The organism is Bifidobacterium moraviense (assembly GCF_012932365.1).
Lineage (GTDB): Bacteria > Actinomycetota > Actinomycetes > Actinomycetales > Bifidobacteriaceae > Bifidobacterium > Bifidobacterium moraviense.
Genome location: NZ_JAAIIH010000011.1, coordinates 43,160 through 67,463, shown reverse-complemented (window position 1 = coordinate 67,463; position 24,304 = coordinate 43,160). Strand labels below are relative to the sequence as shown.

16 protein-coding genes and 1 pseudogene are annotated in these 24,304 nt (G+C 68.8%); 9 read left to right on the top strand and 8 right to left on the bottom strand.

Annotated elements, in window-relative coordinates:
• Positions 1-233: 233 nt before the first annotated feature.
• Positions 234-746, bottom strand: coding sequence for a cell division protein CrgA (gene crgA / locus G1C96_RS07355; protein WP_169275943.1), 513 nt, complete (start codon positions 744-746; stop codon positions 234-236).
• A gap of 200 nt (positions 747-946) precedes the next feature.
• Between crgA and G1C96_RS07350 the strand changes: the two are divergent.
• The 3 genes and pseudogenes from G1C96_RS07350 to G1C96_RS07340 all read left to right on the top strand — a co-directional run.
• Positions 947-1,702, top strand: a pseudogene (locus G1C96_RS07350) (DUF881 domain-containing protein); the annotation flags it as partial.
• Between the two features lie 155 nt (positions 1,703-1,857).
• A complete protein-coding gene (locus G1C96_RS07345) occupies positions 1,858-3,021 on the top strand; it encodes a class E sortase (RefSeq protein ID WP_169275941.1) in 1,164 nt (387 codons plus the stop codon).
• A 71-nt stretch (positions 3,022-3,092) separates the two neighbouring features.
• Positions 3,093-3,743, top strand: a complete 651-nt coding sequence (locus tag G1C96_RS07340; RefSeq protein ID WP_169275940.1) for an anthranilate synthase component II — start codon at positions 3,093-3,095, stop codon at positions 3,741-3,743.
• Between the two features lie 901 nt (positions 3,744-4,644).
• Here the strand turns inward: G1C96_RS07340 and pknB are convergent.
• From pknB to G1C96_RS07305, 7 genes are read right to left on the bottom strand one after another with little or no spacing between them, the layout of a single operon-like run.
• Positions 4,645-6,966, bottom strand: coding sequence for a Stk1 family PASTA domain-containing Ser/Thr kinase (pknB, locus tag G1C96_RS07335; protein WP_169275939.1), 2,322 nt, complete (start codon positions 6,964-6,966; stop codon positions 4,645-4,647).
• Entirely contained in the window at positions 6,963-7,928 is a 966-nt protein-coding gene (locus tag G1C96_RS07330) for a serine/threonine-protein kinase (protein WP_169275938.1), read from the bottom strand. Before G1C96_RS07330 ends, pknB begins: the two co-directional genes overlap by 4 nt.
• The gene (locus G1C96_RS07325) at positions 7,925-9,382 is read right to left on the bottom strand and encodes a peptidoglycan D,D-transpeptidase FtsI family protein (protein ID WP_169275937.1); all 1,458 of its coding nucleotides are present in this window, start codon (positions 9,380-9,382) and stop codon (positions 7,925-7,927) included. Before G1C96_RS07325 ends, G1C96_RS07330 begins: the two co-directional genes overlap by 4 nt.
• The gene (locus G1C96_RS07320) at positions 9,379-11,166 is read right to left on the bottom strand and encodes an FtsW/RodA/SpoVE family cell cycle protein (RefSeq protein WP_169275936.1); all 1,788 of its coding nucleotides are present in this window, start codon (positions 11,164-11,166) and stop codon (positions 9,379-9,381) included. The genes G1C96_RS07325 and G1C96_RS07320 overlap by 4 nt, the downstream gene beginning before the upstream one ends.
• Complete coding sequence (locus G1C96_RS07315) at positions 11,163-12,839, bottom strand: PP2C family protein-serine/threonine phosphatase (protein WP_169275935.1); 1,677 nt, start codon at positions 12,837-12,839, stop codon at positions 11,163-11,165. The genes G1C96_RS07320 and G1C96_RS07315 overlap by 4 nt, the downstream gene beginning before the upstream one ends.
• A 6-nt stretch (positions 12,840-12,845) precedes the next feature.
• Entirely contained in the window at positions 12,846-13,487 is a 642-nt protein-coding gene (locus tag G1C96_RS07310; RefSeq protein WP_169275934.1) for an FHA domain-containing protein FhaB/FipA, read from the bottom strand.
• Positions 13,488-13,527: 40 nt separating this feature from the next.
• Positions 13,528-14,229 carry an FhaA domain-containing protein gene (locus tag G1C96_RS07305; RefSeq protein ID WP_169275933.1) on the bottom strand — a complete coding sequence of 234 codons (702 nt, stop codon included), beginning with the start codon at positions 14,227-14,229 and terminating at the stop codon, positions 13,528-13,530.
• Between the two features lie 459 nt (positions 14,230-14,688).
• Between G1C96_RS07305 and G1C96_RS07300 the strand changes: the two genes are divergently transcribed.
• The 6 genes from G1C96_RS07300 (at position 14,689) to G1C96_RS07275 (ending at position 23,689) form a co-directional block, all read left to right on the top strand.
• A complete protein-coding gene (locus G1C96_RS07300) occupies positions 14,689-17,316 on the top strand; it encodes a prolyl oligopeptidase family serine peptidase (RefSeq protein ID WP_169275932.1) in 2,628 nt (875 codons plus the stop codon).
• Between the two features lie 283 nt (positions 17,317-17,599).
• A complete protein-coding gene (locus G1C96_RS07295; RefSeq protein ID WP_169275931.1) occupies positions 17,600-18,673 on the top strand; it encodes an alpha/beta fold hydrolase in 1,074 nt (357 codons plus the stop codon).
• A 107-nt stretch (positions 18,674-18,780) separates the two neighbouring features.
• Positions 18,781-20,463 carry a VWA domain-containing protein gene (locus G1C96_RS07290; RefSeq protein WP_169275930.1) on the top strand — a complete coding sequence of 561 codons (1,683 nt, stop codon included), beginning with the start codon at positions 18,781-18,783 and terminating at the stop codon, positions 20,461-20,463.
• Between the two features lie 34 nt (positions 20,464-20,497).
• The gene (locus G1C96_RS07285) at positions 20,498-21,286 is read left to right on the top strand and encodes a 5-bromo-4-chloroindolyl phosphate hydrolysis family protein (RefSeq protein WP_169275929.1); all 789 of its coding nucleotides are present in this window, start codon (positions 20,498-20,500) and stop codon (positions 21,284-21,286) included.
• Positions 21,283-22,371 (top strand): substrate-binding domain-containing protein, encoded by a 1,089-nt coding sequence (locus G1C96_RS07280; protein WP_169275928.1) that lies wholly within the window; start codon positions 21,283-21,285, stop codon positions 22,369-22,371. Before G1C96_RS07285 ends, G1C96_RS07280 begins: the two co-directional genes overlap by 4 nt.
• 145 nt (positions 22,372-22,516) lie before the next feature.
• A complete protein-coding gene (locus G1C96_RS07275) occupies positions 22,517-23,689 on the top strand; it encodes a toxic anion resistance protein (RefSeq protein WP_240945151.1) in 1,173 nt (390 codons plus the stop codon).
• The last annotated feature ends 615 nt before the right edge of the window (positions 23,690-24,304 follow it).

The window sequence follows — 24,304 nt, the reverse complement described above, 5'->3', positions numbered from 1 at the left end:
TCTGCCGATCCTTGCGATTTGCATGCCAAGGATTGGCAGAAATGCACTGTAGGACGATATGCGGTATGGCGGCATGCGGCACCGTTAACGTGAACGCGCGACGCCGCAGGCGCGAACGTGCCGTGCCGCAGGTACGAAAAACGGGTCGCGCAACATGATGCGCGACCCGTGGGATTGCAAGTATAGGTGATGGCGTGCGACGTTTCGGCCGCTATCGCCGACGGCAGAGCCGGTCAGCGCCACCACATCGTCATGAGGAAGCCGGCCATGATGATCGCGAACGCGATGGCCAGGTTCCAGGCGCCGATGTTCGGAATCGGGTAGTCGTAGGTCAGGTAGTAGACCACGGCCCACACCAGACCGATGATCATGAGCGCGCAGAACAGCGGCACGAACCAGCCCGGGTTCGCCTTGGTGCCCTTGATGGACTCCTCGACGCGCTTGGTGTTCTCCGCCTGACGCGCCATCATGCGCTGCATCTGCGGGTTCAGGGAGGCCTTGTCCGCCGTGGCGTTCAGGATCGCCTCGACCTTGTCCATCGGCACGCCGAAGTCATCGTCCTCGTCCTTGGAGGAGTCGTCGTCCTTGGCCTCGTCGTGTTCGCCCTTGGCGTCATCGGCGTCATCCTTGGCGTCGTTCTCGGCGCCCTCGCGCTGCTCGTCCTCGGCCACGTCCGCGTCGTCGGCGGCATCCTGCCAGTCCTTCTGGGCCTCCGCGTCGGTATCGTGGAGCTCTTGCTCTGCCATCAGTGTGTCTCCTTTTATAGGCTAATACGTCATACTAGCGGTTAGACTCGAAAGCGGCGACCGCATGGGCGATATGGAAAGACCTTACAGACCTTACCCGTCCGGGTGGAACGTCGGGGTTCCAAGCGGACGGACAGCCGGACAAGCGAACGGCCGGACGGGCGCCAGATGGACGGCGAAGCGGAAAGGCGGGGCGGAACATGGCACGCAGGGCATCACGCGGCAGGCACGGCGTGCGCCGGTCGTGGCTGGCGTCGGTGGCCGTGGTGCTCATCCTCGCCATGACGGGCTGGCTGCTCGCCGTCAACGTGCGCCTCAACCGCACCGCGTACTACGCCACGGACACCGCGGGCATGGTGGAGGAGCAGGTCTCGCGCATGGAGCGGCTCAGCGGCGAGGTGAACGACCTCTCGTCGCAGATCGACGCGCTCAAGGTGCTCGTGGACGACGGTTCGGGATCGTCGTCCTCCTCCGGCACCGACGCCGACTCCGGCCTGAACACGATGCTGAGCGCCCTGAGCGGCCCCGGCGTCACCGTGACGCTCGACGACTCCCCGCTGCGCGAGCAGGCCGCGAACGACCCGCAGCACGTGGACGCGTACGTGATCCACCAGCAGGACATCGAGGCCGTGGTCAACGCGCTGTGGGCGGGCGGCGCCGAGGCGATGATGATCATGGACCAGCGCGTGCGCCCCACCACGGCCGTGCGCTGCGTGGGCAACACGCTGCTGCTGGAGGACAAGAAGTACGCGCCCCCGTACACGGTCTCCGCGATCGGCGGCGCGCAGTCGATGCTGTCTGCGCTCGACTCCTCCGACGCGATCCGCATCTACAAGGACTACGTGAAGGTCTACGGCCTGGGCTGGAAGGTGCAGACCGTGGACAGGCTCGACTTCCCCAAGGCCACGCTGCAGACCTCGCAGCTCAAGTACGCGGCGGTGATCCCGTCCGACACGGGCGCCGCGGCGAGCGCCTCGCCGAGCGATGGTGCGAGCGACAATGCGAGCGCGGGCGCTGCTTCAGGTGCGACGCCGAGCGACGGCGCGACGCCGTCCGCCTCCGCCTCCCAGGACACCGCCTCCCAGGACACCACCGACGGAAAGGATCGCTGATGGCACGGCACGGCAGCGGCGGCAGCGGCCGCAACATCCGCGTCGGCGGCGTCGGAACCGACGGCGGCGCGGAACGCCGCAGCCCCGGCCTGCAGGCGGTGGGGATCGTCGGCGAGATCCTGCTCACGCTGGCCGTGGTGTGCGGCCTGTACGTGGCGTGGCAGATGTGGTGGACGGGCGTCGAATCGGAGCGCACGCAGCTGGCCACGCGCCAGAGCGTCTCATGGTCGGACCCGGCCGCGGGCAACGGCGGCGGCACCGTGACCATCGCCGCGGCGCAGGAGGGCGACCCGCCCGCGCAGCCGCAGGACCCCGGCAGCGGCGACCTCATCGCGCAGCTGTACATCCCGCGGTTCGGCACCAACTGGCAGCGCAACATCGTGGAGGGCGTGGACGCCGAACAGCTGGCGCGCCACGGTCTGGGACACTATCCCACATCGCAGCTCCCCGGGCAGACCGGCAACTTCGCCGTCGCCGGGCACCGCGCGGGCTACGGCGAACCGCTCGCGTACGTGGACCAGCTGCAGGAGGGCGACCCGATCATCATCCGCACGCAGGACTACTGGTACGTCTACCGCTACACGAACCACAAGATCACCGTCCCCACCGACGTGGGCGTGGTGACCGCGGACCCGTCGTCGTACGGCGCCTACCCGGCCCAGAACGGTCGGTACGTTACGCTCACCACCTGCGAGCCGCGCTACAGCCCCACGCCGGCCACGCACCGCTGGATCAGCTGGGGCACGTTCGACTACTGGGCCAAGGTGTCCGACGGCGTGCCCAAGGAGCTCGCCGCCACGGACGCCTCCGGGCAGGTGCGCTTCGCCGTGAACGAGACGCCGTCGCCGCTGGCACGCCTCGATTCGCTCAGGCCCGTGGTGGCGTGGCTGCTCGTGGCGTACGCGGTGATCTACGTGGCCGCGCTGGTGGCGTGGCGCTACCCGATGCTGCGCGCCATCCGCTCGGGTGCGCGCCGGCGGCCGGACGCGAGCCTCTACGGGTGGCTGATGCGCCGCCAGCCCGGGCCTCTGCCGGTGCGGATCGTGCTCGCGGCGCTGCTGTTCACGGCGGCGGGCGCGGCGCTGTTCGAATGGGCGTTCCCGTGGGCTGCGGCCAACATACCGATCCTGCAGGCCATGAGCACGTACGTGGCGGTGCAGTAGCGTGCGGCGGGCGTCTCGCGTTATGCCGTCCGCGTTACGCGCGCGGCGCCTCGTGGGGCTAGAGTGGCCCTATGACTGATTCCGCGCGCATCCTCGTCATCGACAACTACGACTCGTTCGTCTACACCATCGTCGGGTACCTCAAGACCCTCGGCGCCACGGTGGACGTGGTGCGCAACGACGCGATCGACCCGGCCAGGCCCGGCGTGCTCGACGGCTACGACGGCGTGCTCATCAGCCCCGGCCCGGGCGCGCCCGCGGAGTCCGGCGCCAGCGAGGACATGATCCGCCTGTGCGCCGCGACCGGCAAGCCGATGTTCGGCGTCTGCCTGGGCATGCAGGCGCTCGCCGAGGTGTTCGGCGCCACCGTGAGCCACGCGCCCACCATCATGCACGGCAAGACCAGCGAGGTGGAGCACATCGACGACGAGATCTTCGCCGGCGTGGCCAATCCGATGACCGCCACGCGCTACCATTCGCTGGCCGTGGAGCCCGATTCGATCCCGGACACGCTCGTGCTCACCGCGTGGACCAAGGGCGATCACATCGTGCAGGGACTCAAGGTCAAGGACAAGCCGATGTACGCCGTGCAGTTCCACCCCGAATCCGTGATGACGCAGGACGGCTACCGTCTGCTGGCCAACTGGCTGGCCGTGTGCGGGCAGACGAACGCCGTGGAGCGCTCGATCGGCCTGCAGCCCAACGTCGCCGCCGACGCCTGACGCGCGGCGCGCCGGTGCGCTGAGTCGGTGCGCTGGGACCGACACGGCCGTAGTTCCGGTCGTGGTTGGATCTGGGCTCGCGTGCAGGTGCCGCAGACATTCGCCGTATGTATTCGTCGTGGATAGTTCGCGCTGCCGATCGCATGTGCATTATCCGTTGTTGCGTTGCGGCCGCGCACTCAGAAGAAGGGACCCTTCTTCTGAGTGCGCCTTCCGGGTAGACGCGGCCATTCCGGCGTTGCCGGCACACCGAAATCGGCTTGATTCCGCGGTTCCTCAAAGTGCCGCTCATGCCGGCGGACGGTGTCTTCCGCGGGCGGGCACTCAGAAGAAGGGTCCCTTCTTCTGAGTGCGCGCATTCCGCCGTCCGCGCACGCAGATTTGGCGGAACTGACCATCGCAACCATGCCCACATGCGCGGATTGCGCGGAACCGACCACCGCGGGCGAGCCCTCATACGCAGATTTGGCAGAACTGACCATCGCAACCATGCCCGTATACGCAGATTTGGCAGAACTTGTCTCGGAGAGGCGATTTCGGTCCTCTCCGAGACAAGTTCTGCCAAATCTGCGTATCGGCGGTTCTTCAGGATGGTCGGTTTTGCCCAATCTGCGATCGCGCGTCAGCTCTCTTGCCCGTTCGTTCCAGCCTGAGACGCCTCGCGTCCAGCTTGGAACGAACGGTCTGTTTTCGGGGCGCTCAATGGCGTGATTCCGGACCATATGTTCCAACCTGCGGCGAAGGAGCCTCAGCTTGGAACATATGGTCTAGGACACGCGATTCGGGACGCGCGGGATGAAGGGCGGGCGCGTGCACGCGGATGAGTCGGCCGCGCCCGCTCGGTGCTCGGTACTCGGTACTCGGTACTCAGTACTCAGTGTTCGGTGCGCCCGCTCAGTACTCAGTGCGTCGGGCTGGAGGCCCCGCCGGTCGCGCCCGACCCGCCGTTACCGGACCCGCCGGAGCCCGAACCGGACCCGTTGCCGGACGAGGAGGCCCGCGCGGTCAGCGTGATCTCCGAGCCTGCGGTGGCGCTGCTGCCCGCGGACAGGCTCTGCCCGGTCACCACGGCGTTGTCGTCGGAGGCGCCGGAGACGCTCACGTCGAACTGGCTGAGCTGGCTCTTGGCCTGCGCCACGGTCTTGCCCACCACGTTCGGCACGGTGATCTCGGCCGCCTGCGTGGTGAGGGTGATCGTGGCGCCCTTGTCCACTTGACTGCCGGCGGAGAGGCTCTGCGCGCTCACCGTGGCGCCGTCGTCGGACGGGCCGGAGAAGCTGATCTGGTAGTCGCCCAGCTGGCTCTTGGCCTGCGCCACGGTCTTGCCCACCACGTTCGGCACGGTCACCTTCGCCTTGCCGGTGGAGATGTAGATCGTGATCGACTCGTCCTGCGAGACCTTGGTGCCGGCGGCCGGCGAGGTGCGCGTCACGGAGCCCGCGGCCACGGTGTCGGACGCCTCGTTCTGGATGACGGGCGTGAAGTTGTAGTTCTTCAGGTCGGAGGTCACCTCGGACTGCGTCTTGCCGGTCCAGTCGGGCACGGTGGTCATGCCGTTGGACGTGTAGATGGTGATGGTGGAGCCCTTGGCGGCGGCGGAGCCGGCGGCCGGGTCGGTGCGCGTCACCTTGTCCTTCTCGATCGTGGCGCTGTCCTCGGTCTTGTTGGACGGGCTCACGGAGAAGCCGGCCGCGGTGAGCTTGGCCTTGGCCTCGCTCTGGCTGAGGTTGCTCACGTCCGGCACCTGCGTGCTGGACGGCCCGACTGAGAACCACACCTTCACCGTGGAGCCCTTGGCCACGGTGACGCCGCCGGCCGGATCCTGCTTGGTGAACGTGCCCTCCGCCTCGGAGGAGTCGGTGTCCTGCTGCACGTCGATGGACAGGCCCGCGTCCGCCAGCGTCTTGCGGATCTGGTCCTCGGTCATCGAGCTGGACAGCGTGGGCACCTGCGTGTACTGCGTGGTGTCGCGTGAGAGGTACCACCATGCGCCCAGCACCACGCCGGCCAGCACCAGCAGGCCCGCCACGATGCCGATCACCGTGTTGCGCTTGCGCTTCTTGGCGGTGGCGGTGGCGTTGCGCTGCGCCGCGCGCGTCTTGGGCAGCGTGTCCGTGGTGGGGGCCGCCTGCGCCGGGGTGATGGGCTCGAACTGGCCGGTCACCGGGTTGAACGCCTGCGTGGGGGCCTGCACGGGCGCGCCGAACGCCTGCGTGGGCGCGGAGGTGTCGCCCATGGGCGGCATGGCCATCGTGGCCGTGGTGGCGGTGGCGGCCGGGTTCTCCGCGGCCTCCGCGTCCCTGCGCGCCTTGATGTTGCTCAGGTCGGTGAGCGGGTTGAACGCCGCGGCCACCGGGGTGCCGCCGTTCATGAAGGTCAGGATGTCGTTCTTGAACTCCGCGGCCGTGGAGTAGCGGTTGAGGCGGTCCTTGGCCATCGCCTTGCCGCAGATCGAGTCCCACATGGCGGGCAGGCCGGGCACGAGCGTGCTGGGCGGCGTGGCCACCTCGGAGACGTGCTGGTAGGCGATCGCCACGGCGGAGTCGCCGGTGAACGGCGGACGGCCGGTGAGCATCTCGTACAGCACGCAGCCGGCGGAGTACAGGTCGGAGCGCGTGTCCACCTGCTCGCCGCGCGCCTGCTCCGGGGAGAGGTACTGCGCGGTGCCCACCACGCCCTGGCTCTGCGTCATCGTGGCGGCGGAGTCGTCCAGCACGCGCGCGATGCCGAAGTCCATGACCTTGACCATGCCCTGATCGGAGATCATGATGTTGCCCGGCTTGATGTCGCGGTGGATGATGCCCATGCGGTGCGAGTAGTCGAGCGCGTTGAGCACGCCGAGCATCACCTGTTCGGCGTCGCGCTGGCTCAGGGCGCCGTTCGCCTTGATGATGTCGCGCAGGGTCTGTCCCTTGACGTACTCCATCACGAGGTACGGGACGCGCTCGCTCTGCCCGTTCTCCGCGGTGAGCGTCTCGTCGCCGGAGTCGTAGATGGAGACGATGTTCGGGTTGTTCATGCGCGCGATGGACTGCGCCTCGCGCGTGAAGCGTGCGATGAAGATGGCGTCGTTGGCCAGGTCGGAGCGCATGATCTTGATGGCCACCGTGCGGTTGAGGCGCGTGTCCAACGCCATGTAGACCTCGGCCATCCCTCCGCGGCCTACGATTTCGCCGAGCTGGTACCGCCCGTTCGCCAGAGTGCTGGGCATGATTGCGCTCATCGCGATCCCTCCTGAATGTTCGTTCTCTCATGCGTTCCCGGGGCGTCGAGCAGCGCCGCCCTGTGCGGTGCGCTCACCACGCGTCGGGGAAGTCTGCCGCCGGCGCCGAGGATCGTCTCGGTGTTGGGCGTCTCCTGGTCCAGCAGGCGGCGTTCGATCTTCGCGAGCGTGCGCGAGACCACGAGCGCGTCCGCGGGCCTGTCCTGCGGGTCCTTGGCGAGCATCGCCATCACGAAGTGCGCCAGCTGCGTGTCCACCGAGTCGGGCAGCGGCGGCACCTCCTCGTTCACGTGCGCGGCGGCGATGTCCACGGCCGTGGCGCCGGTGAACGGACGATGCCCCGCGAGGCCCTCGTACGCCACCACGCCCAGCGAGTAGATGTCGGACTGCGGCGTGGCCGTGAGTCCCTGCGCCTGCTCGGGCGAGATGTACTGCGCGGTGCCCACCACCATGCCGTCCTGCGTGATCTGCACCTGATTGGTGGAGTACGAGACGCCGAAGTCGGTGATCTTCACCTCGCCGGTGTCCGAGACCATGATGTTCGCGGGCTTCACGTCGCGGTGGATCACGCCGTGGCTGTGCGCCACGAACAGGCCGCGCGCGGTCTGGATGAGGATGGGCAGCAGCTCGAGCGGGCTCATGGCGCCCTTCTCGTGGTAGATGTCCGCCAGCGACTTGCTGGGCACGTACTCCATGATGAGGAAGCCGATGCCGTCGTGCTCGTAGTACTCGAACAGCGCGGCGATGTTGGGGTGCGCCAGATTGGCGGAGTTGTGGGCCTCGGCGCGCAGGCGCTTGAGCTTGGCCTCGGTGTCCTGCGTGTCGCGGCGCAGCGCCTTGATGGCCACCGGGCGTCCGAGCTGGATGTCGTAGCCCTTCCACACCTCGCCCATGCCGCCTTGGGCCAGACGCTGGTCGAGCCGGTAGCGCCGATGGATGAGCTGGCCTTCGATGAGTCTCATTGCTTCAGCGCCTCCTCCATGACTTGCTTCATGATCGGACCGGCGGTGGTCACGCCGTATCCGGTGACGTTGTGGACCACCACGGCCACCGCGATCTTCGGATCGTCGGCCGGGGCGAATCCCACGGTCCAGCCGTCGATCCTACTGCCATCGCCGATCTGCGCGGTACCCGTCTTGGCCGCCACGCCCTGCTGCAGCTGCAGGCTCGGCGCGTCGCTGGCCACCACGGACTTCATCATCTCCTTGAGCGCGTCCGCCGTGCTCTGCGAGAACGCCTGCGAGAACACCGTGGCCTTGGTCTGGTCGATCACGCTCAGGTCCGACCCGCGCACGCGGTCCACGAGCGTGGGGGCCATGAGCTTGCCGCCGTTGGCCACCGCGGCCGCCACCATCGCGTTCTGCAGCGGCGTGACGACGTTGTCGCCCTGGCCGATCGAGGCGAGCGCGAGCTTGTCGTCACCGGTGGTCTTGGGGAAGTTCGAGGCGGTGGCGGTGATCGATCGGTCGCCGGAGCCGGACGCGTCGATCGTCACGTCGGTGCCGAACCCGAGCTTGGCCGCCTGCGCGCTCACCGCGTCGTTGCCGAGCTTCACGCCCAGCTGCGCGAACGCGGTGTTGCTGGACCACGTGAGCGCGTCCCTGAGGCTGATCTGCCCGTTGGAACCGGCCGCCGCGTTGGTGGTGTTGGTCAGGTTGGTGGCGGTGCCGGGCAGCGTGTAGCTGGAGCCGGCGGGGATCTGCGTGTCCTGCGTGTACCCGGATTCGAGCGCCGCGGCCGCCACCACGAGCTTGAACGTGGATCCGGGCGGGTAGTGTTCGCTGATCGTGCGGTTGAGCATCGGGTTGCCGTTGGCGTCCACCACCTGCTGGTACGCGCTGATCGCGGTGCCGCCGTCGTGCGAGGCGAGCGCGTTCGGGTCGTAGCTGGGGGTGCTGGCCATCACTAGGATGCGCCCGGTCTTGGGTTCGATCGCCACCACGGCGCCGTCGTTGTCGCCGAGCGCCTCCATGGCCGTGCGCTGCAGCTTCGCGTCGATCGACGTCTCCACGGTGGCGCCCTTGGTCTGCGAGCCGGTGAACAGCGAGGTGATGCGGTCGAGCCACAGGCTGTCGGACTGGCCGGAGAGCAGCGAGTTGCGCGAGGCCTCGATGCCGCGGTCGGAGCGCGAGACGATCGAATAGTAGCCGGTCACGGCCGCGAACGTGGGACCGTCCGTGTACTTGCGCTGGTAGTTGAACGCGTCGTTGACCGGGTCGGACTGGGCGAGCACGCTGCCGTCGGAGGCGAGGATCGCGCCGCGCGGCACGCCGTACTCGGAGTACAGGCCGCGGCGGTTGCGCCCGTCCGCGTTGAGGTCGTTGGCGCGGACGGCCATGATGATGGTGCTGGAGAGCCCCAGGATCGTGAACAGGACGATGACGGCCGTGAAGAGCTGCCGCAGGGATTTGTTCACCGGTCGGCCTCCTTCTTCTGGTCGTGCTCGTGGTTCGTGTCGGCGGACTCGTCGCGTTCGTCGCGGGCGTGCTGGGCGTGACGCGCGTGGCGTTCGATCATCTCGTCGGTCACGCGCGGCTGCTCGTGCGTCTCCACGAGCTCGTCCAGATCCGCGTCGTCCTCGTCATCGTAGGCGTCGTAGCCGATGTCGTAGTCGGCGTAGGGGTTGCCGTCGCGGCCGTCGCCGTCGTACCCTTCGTACGCCTGCGCCGCGTCGCGCACGCCCAGCGCCTCGGTCGGCGCCTCCCCGGACTCGGCCTCCGGCGCGTCCGCCGAAACCGCGGCGCCCGCCGCGTGCGCGCCGTGCCTGGGACCGCGCACGTCGATCACCTGCGTGGCCTGCGCGTTGCGTTCGCGCTCCGCCCTGAGCTGCTCGGCGCGCTCGCGCACCTCCTGCTCGCGCAGCACGGCCAGCGCCTCGTACTGGAACGTGCCGGACGTGGTGTCCGGCTGCGGCTTGTTCGCCGCGTTGGAGATCACCACGAGCAGCGCCATGAGCACCATGTTCGCGATGAGGCTGGAGCCGCCGGCCGCCATGTACGGCATGGTCAGGCCGGTCAGCGGGATCACCAGCGTGACGCCGCCCACCACGGTGAACACCTGGAACGCCATCGTGAACACCAGGCCGGACGCCAGCAGCTTGCCGAAGCCGTCCTTGATCTTCATGGCCGTCACCATGCCGGTGCCGATGATGATGAGGTAGAGCATCAGGATGGCGAGCACGCCCACCAGGCCCAGCTCCTCGCCCACGGAGGCGTAGATGAAGTCGGAGAAGCTCAGCGGCGTGATGTACGGGTGGCCCTGACCGAGTCCCGTGCCCGTGAGCCCGCCCGCGGCGAGGCCGAACACGCCCTTGACGATCTGCTCGGAGCCGCCCACCGCGTTGTACACGTCGGCGTCGAACGGATGCAGCCAGGCGTTGACGCGGTTGCCCACGTGGCTGAAGATCGAGGAGGCGAGCACCGCGCCCACCGCGAACGCCGCCACGCCGATCACGATCCAGCTGGGACGCCCGGTGGCCACGTACAGCATCGAGACGAACATCGCGAAGAACATGAGCGACGTGCCCAGATCGCGCTGCATCACCAGCACGCCCATGGACACCGCCCACACGATCATGATCGGCCCCAGATCCTTGATGCGCGGGAAACGGAAGCCGAACACCTTGCGCCCGCCCACGGCCAGCTGGTCGCGGTGGTCGAACAGGTACGCGGCGAAGAAGAACGCGAGGAACAGCTTGGCGAACTCGGCCGGCTGCATGGTGTACGAGCCGATCTTGATCCAGATGCGCGAGCCGCCCTCCTCGTGGCCCAGGCCGGGCAGCATGGGCGCGAGCAGCAGCACGAGGCCCGCCACCATGCTCACGTAGGAGAACCGCCGCAGGATGCGGTAGTCGCGCAGCGTGGCCACCAGCACGCAGCACAGCGCCAGCGCGGCCGCCAGCCAGAGCAGCTGGCGCGAGGCCACCGAGGTCTTCTGGTTCACGTCGATGCGCGCGATGATGAGCACGCCGATGCCGCTGAGCAGCACCACGCACGGGATGAGCGTCTGCGAGCCGTACGGCTGGAAGCGGGCGAGCAGCGCCCACAGCGCCATGAACAGCGCGCCCACCACGAGCAGACGCACCGTGAAGTCGGTGGGGACGGTGCCCAGCGTGCGCTCGAACATCTGGAAGAAGCCGAGCGCCACGATGGCGAAGGACAGCAGCAGCAACAGGAGCTGACGGATGCGGGTGCCGGTCATTGCGCGCCTCCCTGCGACGGCGACGCGGGCGACTGCGCGTTCGGCTGCGTCTGCGCGGCGGAGGACGCGCCGCCGGACGGGGTCGCGGAGTCGGCGGGTGCGGGCGTGCCGGACTCGGACGCCGACGCGGAATCGGATGCGGTGGGCGTGGGGCTCGCGGAGGCCTGCGCGTTCTCCGTGATCGCGCGGATCTCGTTGTCGATGTAGTTCGCGCGCTCGTGCGCGGCGTCCAGATCATCCACCACGATGCCCGCCTCGAGCCGGTCCTGCCAGCTCTGCGGCAGCGAGTCGAGGCTCACGTCGGTGCGCTCCACCTCGCGGCTCAGCTGCAGGCCGAAGATGTTCGTGGGCACGCCGCGGTAGATCGTCATGTAGCCGTCGGCCTCGCCCACGTAGTAGCGCGTGCGGATCCACGCGAACGTGCCGTAGACCGCGCCGCAGAGCATGGCCAGCGCCGCCAGCACCGCGATCAGCACCGCCACGCGCCCGCGCTTGCGGCGCCTGCGCGCGGTGCCCTCGTGGGCGCGCTGCTCGCGCACGATCGCCTTGGCCACGTCCGGGTCGTTCGGGTCCGCGCTCACGCGCCCGTCGCGCTTCTGCACCACCGGGATCTCGCCGGTGTCCGGCACCTGCAGCTCGCCGGTCTCCGCGCGCTCGGCGGAGGGCTGGGCCACGCGCTGGCCCTCGGACTTGCCGTCCGCGCCCTTGCTGGCCTGCTCGGCCGCGATGCGCTGCGACATGGTCTGCGTGAGCGCCGCCGCGCGCGAGGCGGGGGAGTCGTGGTCGTCCTTGAGCCGGGGCGCCGCCGCCACGGGCTCGTCCACGATGTCCGCGAGGGGCTCCAGCGTGGCGCTCGCCGCGCCGCCGATCAGCGGGGTCTGGTGCGGCAGGTCGAACGCGTCCGCGTCCAGCGCCAGCGTCGCGTCGCCCACCACGGCCGTCACGTTGTCCGTGCTGCCGGCCTTGAGCGCCATCTGCACGAGCTGCTGCGCGCAGGCGTTCTGGTCGGCCACGGAGGCCAGCGTCGTGGCGATCGTCGAGTCCGCGAGCACGCCGCACAGGCCGTCGGAGCACAGCAGCCAGCGGTCGGTCGGACGTGCCACGTGGACCGAGACGTCCGGGCGCGGGTCGATGTCGAAGTCGCCCAGCACGCGCATCACCACGTTGCGCTGCGGATGGTTCTTCGCCTCCGCGGGCGTGATGCGGCCCGTGTCGATGAGATGCTGCACGTAGCTGTGGTCCTTGGTCATGCGGATCAGGTGCCCGTCGCGCAGCAGGTACGCGCGCGAGTCGCCGATGTGCGCCAGCACCCAGTAGCCGGCCACCAGCGCCACCGCCGTGACCGTGGTGCCCATGCCGGACAGCTTGCGCTCGCGGCGCGCCTTGCCCACGATCGCGTCGTGCGCGGCCAGCACGGAGTTCTCCATCATCTCCGCCACGGTCTTCACCGCGGCCGGATCCTTGCTGCCGGACGTGGAGTCGTTGTGCTCGATGTGCGCGAGCGAGCGGATCGCGATGGTCGATGCCGTGTCGCCTCCCGCATGGCCTCCCATGCCGTCGCAGATGGCGAGCAGGTGCTCGCCGGCGAACGACGAGTCCTGATTGTTGCTACGGACGTACCCCACGTCGGAGACGGTGGTGGAGTAGAGGAACAGCGTTGCGGAATCGGGCATCGGCGGCTACCTCAATTCGAGGGTGGTGGCGCCGATGCGCACGGGGACGCGGGCGGGAAGGATGGTGGGCGCGGCGATGCGCTGACCGGCCACGACGGTGCCGTTCATGGAACCGAGGTCCTCGATGGCCCACTGGCCGGAGGTCGGGTCGGCGTAGACGCGCGCGTGGTGTCCGGAGACGAACTCGTCGTTGAGCACGACCGTGTTGGACGCGGCGCGGCCGATGGTGATGGCGTCCGACGTGAGCGGGACGGTGGCGCCGGCGAGCGGGCCGTCCACCACCACCAGCAGCGTGGGGGAGGAGGCGCGACGGGCCTGATTCTGCTGCGCCTGCAGCGGATGCGGCTGGGACTGGGCGTTCGGGCCCTGGTTCTGGGGCGTCTGACGGGACGACTGCGCGCCGGGCCCGGCGGACGGGTTCGGCTGCGGCGGCAGCGGCTGCTGCGTGTGCGGGCGCTGCGGTTCGGCCTGCGGCACGGGCGCGGAGGCGGCGCGCTTGGCGGCCTTCTCGCGCTTGCGGCGCGAGCGCGAGGGCTTGGGGCTGAACGAGGCGATGTCGCGGTGCAGGGAGCGCACGGCAAGCCATACGAACACCCACAGCAGTACGAGGAACCCGTACTTGAGGAGTGCGAATGTGAGTTCCGTCATGATGACGACCTATCCGTCGTGACGCCGGACGCGGCGCGGACTACTCCTGCTCCTGGGACGAGGCCCAGTAGCGGATGCGCGTGCGGCCGATGGTGATGGTGTTGCCGTCCAGCAGCGTGGCGGCGGGCACCTGATGGCCCTCGACGTACGTGCCGTTGGTGGAGCCGAGGTCGCGGGCGATGACGCCCTTGTCCGTGATGTCGATCTCCAGATGCTTGCGGGAGATGCCGGGGTCGTCGATGACGATGTCGCAGTTGGAGCCGCGGCCCAGCACGGTCTGGGAGGCGGTGAGCAGGTACTGGCGGCCGTTGATCTCCAGCACCGGGCAGTCCTTGGTCTCGCTCGGCGCGGTGACGGGCGCGGCGTTGCCCTGCACGGATTCGCTGGTGAGGTGGAAGTCGCCCTTGGCGAGGTCCAGATCCTCCTCGAAGATCACCACCACCGGGCCGATGAACGCGTAGTGCTGGCTTTCGGCGTACTTGGTGAGGTTGTCGGCCAGTTCGTTGGCCATCGCCTCGCTGCCCCACGATTCGATGCGGTCGAAGTCGGGCGTGCTCAGCTTGAACCGGTACTCGTTGGGGGCCACGGTGCGGTCGCGTCCCACGGGCATGGCCTGCGCGTCGATCTCGCGCTCCAATGCGCTGGACAGGTCCACCGGCTGCAGGTCCTTCGAGCCGAATTTGGAGAACACGCCGTTCACTGCGCCTTCGACCTTCTGCTCGAATCGATCGAGAAAGCTCATGGTACTCCCTTTCTTCATACTGTTTCCCATGGTACGCGGCTCATGGGCCTCGGGGCGTCGGTGATGTGAAACCCTTGCAAGTATTCGCTCGGGCGCGCGGGGTTTCGTGGGGCCGCGTGGGGTGTGCGTGGGGCGTTCGCCACGTTTTGCGGCGGCTGCGTGTGCGACGCTGGCGCGATCGGCGAACATTTGTGGCGAAATCGCGTGTCGGTGGGGAATCCGCCCTAATCCGTCTTCTCCGTCTCCGCTGCGCTCCGTGGTGGGCGGCGGGCGCGGACGCGCGGGGGCGTGCCGGTGGGCGCGGGCATATAGTGGGCGACGATCGGCGCGCGCGACGGATGCGTCATTGCGGGAGGTCGTGCGCGACGGATGTGAAACGAAGCAGACGATGCCGACGCCGGCGGACGAGATCGGCGGACGACGTCGCGCTGCCGAAGGAACGCGAGGAGCGAGGACGATATGACGAATGACGGCGACGACGTGACCGGAGCGACCGGCGCGCAGGGCGTGCCCGCGACGGGTGCTGTCGAGACGGACGAGGCGGCGGCGATCCGCGAGTTTCCGCGCAGGCGTGCGCGCACGCTGCGCTTCCAGAGCGGTGCGCCGCGATCGGCACGCACGATCGGCGACGGCACGCGGGCGTTGTTCCTGCGCTCCGATGGCCCGGAGGATCTGGTGACGAGCCTGTGGCTGAGCTGGTTCGACGCGTCCGGCGCGCACCGCGAGACCCTGCTTGCCGATCCGCGCGAGCTGCTGGCCGACGCCGACAACGAGCACGTGCCGGCCGAGGAGAAGGCGCGTCGCGAACGCGCACGCGAAGGCGGCGCGGGCATCGTGAGCTACAGCGTGGACGCGGCAGGCGACCGCGTGGTCTTCACGATCAACGGGCAGCTGTTCCTCACCGAGATCACGGCTGCCGAGTCGTCGGAGCCCACGCAGCCCACGGAACCCACGGCGCGCACGCGTCAGCTGTGCGTCAACGACTGGGGCATGGACGAGCTGGCGAACGGCGAGGCCGGCCCGGTGCTCAATCCGCGCATCAGCCCGGACGGCACGCACGTGCTGTACACCACCGGCGAGCATCTGGAGCTCGTGACCATCGCCGACTGGGACGAGGCGCCGGCCGTCATGCACACGGCCGCCGATGGCGCATCTGACGCCGAATCCGCCGACGACGCCGAAGTCACCGCCGTGGAGCGCGCAGTCGCCGTCAACGCGACCTGCCCCGACGCGCACGGCAGCATCGCCGGCGTATGCGACGCGAACGACGCCGCCGAGCGCGCGGGCGGCGAGGGCGCGCACGGCGATCGCACATGGAAGATCGGCCTCGCGGAATTCGTGGCCGGCGAGGAAATGGACCGCTACGACGGCTTCTGGTGGGCGCCCGACTCGCGCCACATCATCTACGAGACGTTCGATGCCAGCCCCGAACCGGTCTGGAACATCGTCGACCCGTCCGATCCGACCGCGCCCGCCCAGTCGCGCCGCTACGCGCAGGCGCTGACGCGCAACGCCGACGTGCGCCTGTACGTGGCCGAGCTGGACCTACGCGGCACCGGCGAGCTCAACGGCTTCGATGCGCGCGAGATCCGCTGGGATCGCAAGGCGTACGAGTACGTGGCGCGCGTGAACTGGCAGCAGGGCCGCGATCCGATCATCCTCGTGCAGGACCGCTGCCAGCGCAACGACCGCGTGCTCGCCGTCAGCGTCGACTTCGCAGCCGATCCTGCCGACGCGAACGCCGCCGGCGCCACGCGCATGCTGGAGGAGCATCACAACGACCAGTGGATCGACATCGTCGACGGCACGCCCGCGTTCACGCCGGACGGCCGCCTGATCTGCCCGCTCAACGACATGGACGCCGACACGAACCGCCTCACCGCGGACGGCGTGCCGTTCACGCCGGCCGGATGGAACGTGCGCACCGTGCTCGACGTCACCGATCACGACGTGCTCGCCGTGGTGCAGCGCACGCCCGAGGTCGCAGGCCCGCTGCCGCAGACCGACGACGATGCTCAGACCATCGCGTGGCAGCGCCCCGACGAGCATGACGCGCGCAGCTTCGACGTGGTGCGTCTGGGCTTCGACGGCAGCGTGACGCCCGCCTACACGGGCGAGCCCGGCGTGTGGTCCGCGTCGCGCGGCGCGAAGGGCGCGGTGCTCACCGGCATGACGATGGCGAGCCCGCGCACCACGATGCTGCACATCGCGCAGATCCCGGCCACCGACAACTCCGACGGCTCCGGCGCGACCCGCGAGGTGCGCGGCGAGATCGCCAGCACCGCCGCCGTGCCCGGATTCGCGCTCAACTCCGCGTTCGTGCGTCTGGGCGAGCGTCGCATGATCGCCGTGATCACGCGGCCGTCCGCCTCCAGCCCGTACGCGCATGCCGCCACGCTGCCCGTGCTGCTCAAGCCGTACGGCGGCCCCGGATTCCAGCAGGCCGTGGCCGCGCAGCGCAACCACTGGGAGTCGCAGTGGTGGGCCGATCAGGGCTTCATCGTCGTCACCGCGGACAATCGCGGCACCACCGGACGCGGCCCGAAGTGGGATCGCGAGATGTTCGGCCACATGAAGGACGTGTCCATCGACGATCAGGTGGACGCCGTGCACGCGCTGCCGGACGTCATGGCGCGCGAGCTGCCCGACGGTCCGCAGCCGGACATCGACAAGGTGTGCATGATCGGCTGGTCGTTCGGCGGCTTCCTCTCCGCGCTGGCCGTGCTCGACGCGCCCGACGTGGTCAAGGCCGCGTGCGCCGGCGCTCCGCCCACCGACTGGACGCTGTACGACACGCACTACACCGAGCGCTACCTCGGCCTCGACCCGGAGGTCTACCGCTTCAATGGCATCGTGCAGGATGCGCCCAAGCTCGCGCGCCCGCTGATGCTCATCCACGGGTTCGCCGACGACAACGTGACGATCGCGCACAGCCTGCGCCTGTCGCAGGCGCTCATGGCGGCGGGCCGCCCGCACACGTTCCTGCCGCTCGCGGGCATCACGCACATGACGAACGACGAGACCGTGGCGGAGAACCTGCTCACGCTGCAGCGCGACTTCCTGTACGACGCGCTCGGCCTGCGCTGAGCGTGCCGCGTGCCGCAACGTTGCGACGATCGACCATCGTGGTGGGGGCCGAGGTGTCCCAAGGTGGTCGATCGTCGCAACGTTGCGGGGGATGGCCGTGGGATGCGCGGGGAGTGCCGTCCCCGATGGTCGATCGTCGCAACGTTGTGATGGATGACCGTGGTGGAAGGCTTCGATGCGTCCTCAGGTGGTCGATCGTCGCAACGTTGCGATCCGCGGTCCCCGGTCCCGGCCCGGCCGCGGCCCGGTCCGCGCTGCCCCGCCCGCGCGCTAGGCTGAAGTCATGCAGATTCGGCTGATTGACGAGGACCGCTACGCGCAGGAGATGCGCGACACCGTGCTGCCTGCGCTCGCGCGCTGCCGCGACGAGGGCTGGTTCGATCCCGCCGCCGTGGAGGCCACCGAACGCCCCGAGGGTCTCGACCCCGCGCCCACGCCCGGCAAGCTGCACTACGTGTGCTACGACGCCGGCAAGTTCGACGCGATCCGCGAATCGGGCGCCACGGCCGCGTTCCGCGGGGCGATCGTCATCAGTCACGGCTTCACCGAGTTCGCCGCCAAGTACGCGGAGATGGTCTGGTACTTCCTGCTCGCCGGGTATTCGGTGTGCGTGCTGGAGCATCGCGGCCACGGGCATTCGGTGCGCGACGTGGACAACAAGTCGCTGGTGTGGATCGACGACTGGCGGCGGTACGTGGCCGATCTGGCCGCGTTCGCCGAGACCGTCGGCCAGCAGTACGCGGGCGGCATGCCCATCAACCTGTTCGCGCATTCGATGGGCGGCGGCATCGGCGCGGCCGTGCTGGAGCAGCATCCCACGCTGTTCGACAAGGCCGTGCTCACCGCGCCCATGATCGCCCCGGCCACCGGCATGCCCAACTGGGCCGCGCGCATCCTCTCCGAGGGTCTGTGCGCGCTGGGTCTCGGGCGGCACATCGTGTTCGGCCAGTCCGAGTTCACGCCGGAGATCAGCATGGCCGACCATCCGGGCGCGTCCGAGGCGCGCGTGCGCTGGTTCCAGCAGCTGCGCGTGGAGGACGAGCGCTGCCAGACGTACGCGGCCACGTTCGAGTGGGTGCGTCAGGCGCTGCGCCTCTCGCAGGCCGTGATCCAGCCCGCGGCGTGCGCGCAGGTGGAGACGCCGATCCTGCTGTTCCAGGCCGGGCACGACATGTGGGTGCTCAACGGTCCGCAGGACCACTTCGTGAACCTGGTGCGCAACGGTGGGGGAGAGGCGCAGATCGTGCGCGTGCCGAACTCGTTGCACGAGATCTTCTCGATGCCCAACGCCGTGCTGGGGCCGTACGTGCACCGCATCCTCGACTTCCTCGACGATCCGCTCACTGTGGCGCTGTAGGCGCCTCGCGGGAACGGCATCGCGCAACACCGTAAGTTCACCATGCGTTCACCCGGGGTACACATTGAGGTCTGGAGCGCCTCATCTCGGTATTCGACAATGAAGCTATGAGAAGCATAGGCAAGCGACTGACGAGGGCCGTGGCCGCGATCGCGGCGGGAGCGATGGCGCTCGGCGCGGCCGCCTGCTCGTTCGGCACCGACGACAATACCAACACCGCCAACCAGGACGCCAGCAAGGTGCAGACCTTCCAGCCCAACGGCAGGAAGGCCACCGCCACGCTCAACATCGCGTCTGGCTCGGAGAACCGCGAGGTGGCCGCCGCGGTGCAGAAGGCCGCCGACGAATCCGGCGTGGCCGTGACGCTCAACTACATGGGCTCGCTCGACGTGATGAGCGCGCTGGAGAACGGCGGCGAGAACTACGACGCCGTCTGGCCCGCCTCCTCGATGTGGATCTCCATGGGCGACGTGAAGCACCTCGTCAAGAACCAGACGAGCACGTCCACCACGCCCGTCGTGTTCGGCATCGCCAAGTCCAAGGCCGTGGAACTCGGCTGGGCCGACGCCTCCGGCAAGACCAGGGCCGTGGGCACCACCGACATCATCGACGCCGTCACCGCCGGCAAGCTCAGGTTCTCCATGACCTCCGCCACGCAGTCGAACTCCGGCGCCTCCGCCTACCTCGCGTTCGCCACCGCGCTCGCCGGCACGAACCAGCCGCTCACCGCCGCGAACCTCGACGACGACGCCCTGCGCGCCAAGCTCATCGCGCTCCTCAAGGGCGTGGACCGCAGCTCGGGCAGCTCCGACTGGCTCAAGGACATGGTGGTGGCCAACCCGGACCGCTTCGACGCGATGGTCAACTACGAGTCGCTGGTGATCCAGGCGGACAAGCAGCTCACGCAGAACGGGCACGACCCGCTGCTCGCCGTGTACCCCGCGGACGGCATCGCCGTGTCCGACTCGCCGCTCGGCTACGTGGACCGCGGACAGAAGCTCGACGCCGCGTTCGCCGACTTCGTCAAGGCGCTGCAGTCGGACGACGCCAAGCTCGAATTCGAGCGCGCGGGCCGTCGCACCGGGCTCGGCGGCACCCTCACCTACGCCTCCGACGCGCAGGTGCAGCAGGCGTTCAAGGCCGACTGGGGCATCACCACCGAGGCCAGCGCGCTCAGGACCATCCCGCTGCCCGCCGCGGACGTGATCCGCACGTCGCTGGACGTGTACCAGACCGCGCTGCGCAAGCCCAGCTACACCATCTGGGTGGTGGACTACTCCGGGTCGATGTCCGGCGACGGCAAGAACGGCGTGGTCGCCGGGCTCCAGGCCGCGCTCGACCCCGCGCAGGCCAGGCAGTCGCACATCGAGCCGAGCAGCAAGGACGTGAACGTGTTCATCCCGTTCGCCTCGCAGGCCTCGCAGCCGATCACCGCCAACGGCACGGACACCGCCGCGCTGCTCGCCGCCGCATCCGAGCGCGCCGCGGCCGGCGGCACCGACATCTACGACGGCCTCGACCGCGCGCTCGACAACCTCCCCGCCGACGTGACCGCCTACACCACCGCGATCGTGCTCATGACCGACGGCCAGTCCGTCACCAACCACCAGTCGCAGTTCGAGTCCACGTACCGCGAGCGCGGCAAGGACCTGCCGATCTTCTCGATCATGTTCGGCGAAGCCGACCCGGCCCAGCTGGACGCCATCGCGTCCCTGAGCAACGCCAAGGTGTTCGACGGGCGCACCGGCGGCCTCGCGTCCGTGTTCCGTCAGGTCAAGGGCTACAACTAAAGGCAATACGAGGCACGACTGGGGACTGCAACTGATGATCAGCGTGATATTGGGATTCGTGGCCGGACTGGCGCTGGGCGCGCTGGGCTTCTGGCTCGCCGGCGGCGGCGTGCCGGGCGCGGTGGTGGCCATGGTGGCCGCCGTGGGCGGATACATCGGCGTGAGCGCGCTGACCGCGCCGGAGCGCAGGCTCGGCACGGTGATCGCCTCCGCGCTGCCGAACGGGCAGAAGGCCGTGGCCGCGGTGGACGCCGCCAACGCGATGCTCATGCGCGTGCAGGCCTCCGCGCGGCGGCTGCGCGACGTGGGCGTGCGCCGCGAGGCCGACGACTTCATCGCCGCCACGCGCGACCTCGTCGCCTACGTCACCCAGAACCCCGGTGCCTACCCCACGCTGCAGCACTACGTGAACGTGTACGGCGACCAGACCGCGCGCCTGCTCGACTCGTACGCCGAGGTGGAGGCGTCCGGCGCGCGCGACCAGATCGCCGATGCGCGTCGCGAGACCGTGGAGGCGCTGCAGGTGCTCGAGCAGACCGCGGCCGGCGAGCTGAGCCGCGCCGTCAAGGCCAAGACGCTCGGCATCGCCGCCGACTCCGAGGCGATCCAGCGCCTGGCGCGCATGGACGGGTACGACGTGGCCGACGCGCCGGACGATCTGGCGGGGCCCTCGCCCTACGAGAAGCCGGTCGACCTGCCCGCGCCGCCGCCGGTCAGCGCGGCGAAGGCCTCGGGCGGGCCCGCGGCGAAGCCGGCCGAGACGCCGGCCGAGACGCCGGAGACGTTCCCCGCTCCCAGCCCCGAGGAAAGGGTGCAGCGATGAAGATCACCAAATCCAGGATCATCGGCCTCGTGGCGCTGATCGTCGTGGTGGGCGTGCTCGCCGGCACGATGATCTGGCGTCAGGCGCAGCCCAAGCCCGTCGAGACCACGCAGGTCAACGGCTACCTCGGCGGCGAGAAGATCGGCCTGTTCGACGACCCGCAGTTCGCCGCCGCCACCAAGGCCGCCGGGCTCGACGTGAACTACCGCAAGGCCGGCTCGCTCGACATGATGACCGCGGACATGACCGGCATGGACTACCTGTTCCCCTCCTCGCGCGCCGCCGTGGAATACGGCAAGGCCAAGGGCGTGAGTGCCGACGGCTCGGACATCGTCTTCAACTCGCCGATCGTGCTCTACACGCACAAGGCCGTGGTGGACGGGCTCGTCTCCGGCGGGCTCGTCACCAAGGACGGCGAGACCTACCACATGGACATGGCCAAGGCCGTGGACGCCATGACGGCCAACAAGACATGGGCCGACGTGGGATACGCGGCCGGCTACGGACAGTTCCGCATCGACTCCACCGACCCCGTCAAGTCGAACTCCGGCAACGAGTACGCGGCGCTCGTGGCCACCGTGCTCGGCGGCGGCAACCAGCCCGCCACCGTGGACACGATCACGCGCGACGCCGCCAAGATCCAGGCCATCTTCGCCAAATCCGGCTGGATGGAGACCAGCTCGGAGGACAGCTTCAACCAGTTCCTCACGCTCGGCGTGGGCTCCAAGCCCATGATGGTCGGCTACGAATCGCAGATCCTCGACCTCGCCGTCAACCAGCCCGCCGCCTACCAGCAGATCAAGGACGACGTGGTCATCGTGTACCCCACGCCCACCGTGTGGAGCACGCACACGCTCATCCCGCTCACGGACAACGGCCGCAGACTGCTCAGCGTGCTCAAGTCGCAGGACGTGCAGAAGCTCGCATGGGAGCGCCACGGCTTCCGCGCCGCCAACTTCGCCGGCACCGACTCCATCAGCCGCTTCGGCGTGCCCTCCGCCGCCGACCAGCTCACCGCCGTGAGCGAACTGCCCAACAACGACGCGATGCAGAAGCTCATCGCCGTGCTCGGCGGACAATCGTAAGATCGGACACGGGACAGATGGGACAGTAGGACAGTAAAGGACGAACCCACGCCAACAGCCGCCAACGCCGCCGCAATCCCACACACGCACACGCCACGTCGCCGCGCACGCCGCACGGCACGCGCCCCACGAAAGGAACCACACCATGGCACAGCAGATCACCCTCGCCGACCTCGCCGGCAACAGCGCCGTCAAGCCGGCCGCCCCCGCGCTCGCCGACCCGGACGCCGCATCGCTCGTCCCCACCGCCGCGCAGGCGCAGGCCGACGCCGCCCTCACCCCGGACCAGCAGATCGCCAAGCTGCCCCCGGAAGCGCAGGCGCAGGTGGCGCAGATGGCCGGCGCGATCGACTTCACCAAGCAGGGCATCGAATCGTCGTACGGCAAGGACGTGCAGCGCGCCACCAGCACCTTCGCGGACGAGATCCTGTCCGACACGCGCTCCAAGGACACCGGCGAGGCGGGCGAACTGCTCGCCACCATGCTCACCACCATCGACGAGGCCGAGCTCGGCGGATTCCGCAAGCTGCCGATCATCGGGCAGGTGGCCGTGTCGATCGACAAGCTGCGCCGCCGCTACCAGAAGGTGGACGCGCAGATCGACGAGATTGTCTCCAAGCTCGAGACCGCGCAGGCGCGCCTCGTGGCGGACATCGCCATGTACAACACGATGTACGACCAGAACGCGCAGCAGTACCGCGAACTCAAGATGACCGTGCTCGCCGGCAAGAAGGCGCTCGCCGACTTCAACGCCAACCAGCTGCCCGCGCTGGAGGCCGAGGCCGCCAAGTCCGGCGACCCGATGCAGGCGCAGGTGCTCAAGGACTTCAAGTCCAAGCTCGACCGTTTCGCCAAGCGCATTGACGACCTCGACCGCATCGGCGTGGTGACGCTGCAGACCGCGCCGCAGATCAAGATCATCCAGAACGCCGACCAGACCATCGTGGACAAGATCGACACCACCATCTCCACCACCATCCCCGTGTGGAAGAGCCAGATGGTCATCGCGCTCGGCCTGTCCAACCAGCGCAAGGCGCTCGACCTGCAGAACAAGGCCGACGACATCACCAACAAGCTGCTCACCAAGAACGCGGCCGCGCTGCACCAGGGCGCGGTGGACGCCGAGAAGGCCAACCAGCGTTCCGTGGTGGAGATCGAGACGCTGGAGAAGATCAACTCCGAGCTCATCTCCACGCTCAAGGAGACCGTGCAGATCCAGAAGGAAGGCAAGGCCAACCGCGCGGCCGCCGAGGTGAAGATGCGTCAGCTCGAGTCCGACCTCAAGCAGGCGCTCATCGACAACGCGCAGGCGCTGTAGCGCGGATTATTGCCCGTCTTTCTGGGCGGAGGCCGAGGTTGCTTCCCTTCCGTCATCCTGAGCGCAGGCCGTAGGCCGTAGTCGAAGGATCTTTGATCATCCGTGGTGTCAGGGATCCTTCGACTCCGCTACGCTTCGCTCAGGATGACGTGGTGGGTTTCTTTCGTGCTCCGCTCAGGATGACAACGTGGTGGTTGCTTTCGTGCTCCGCTCAGACGTGGTTTGCCCGCGGGTCCGTCCCCACCTGTCATTCTGGGCGCGGGCCACAGATTGCTTCCCCTCCGTCATCCTGAGCGGAGGCTGAGGTTGCTTCCCTTCCGTCATCCTGAGCGGAGGCCGTAGGCCGTAGTCGAAGGATCTTTGATCATCCGTGTTTGGTCCGCACTCGGATGTGTCAAGGATCCTTCGACTCCGCTGCGCTTCGCTCAGGATGACGGGGGTGGTTGCCTGCGCTTCGCTCAGGATGACGTGGTGGGGTTGCTTTCGTGCTCCGCTCAGACGTGGTGTTTGCCCGCGGGTCCGTCCCCACCTGTCATTCTGGGCGCGGGCCACAGATTGCTTCCCCTCCGTCATCCTGAGCGGAGGCCGTAGGCCGTAGTCGAAGGATCTTTGGCC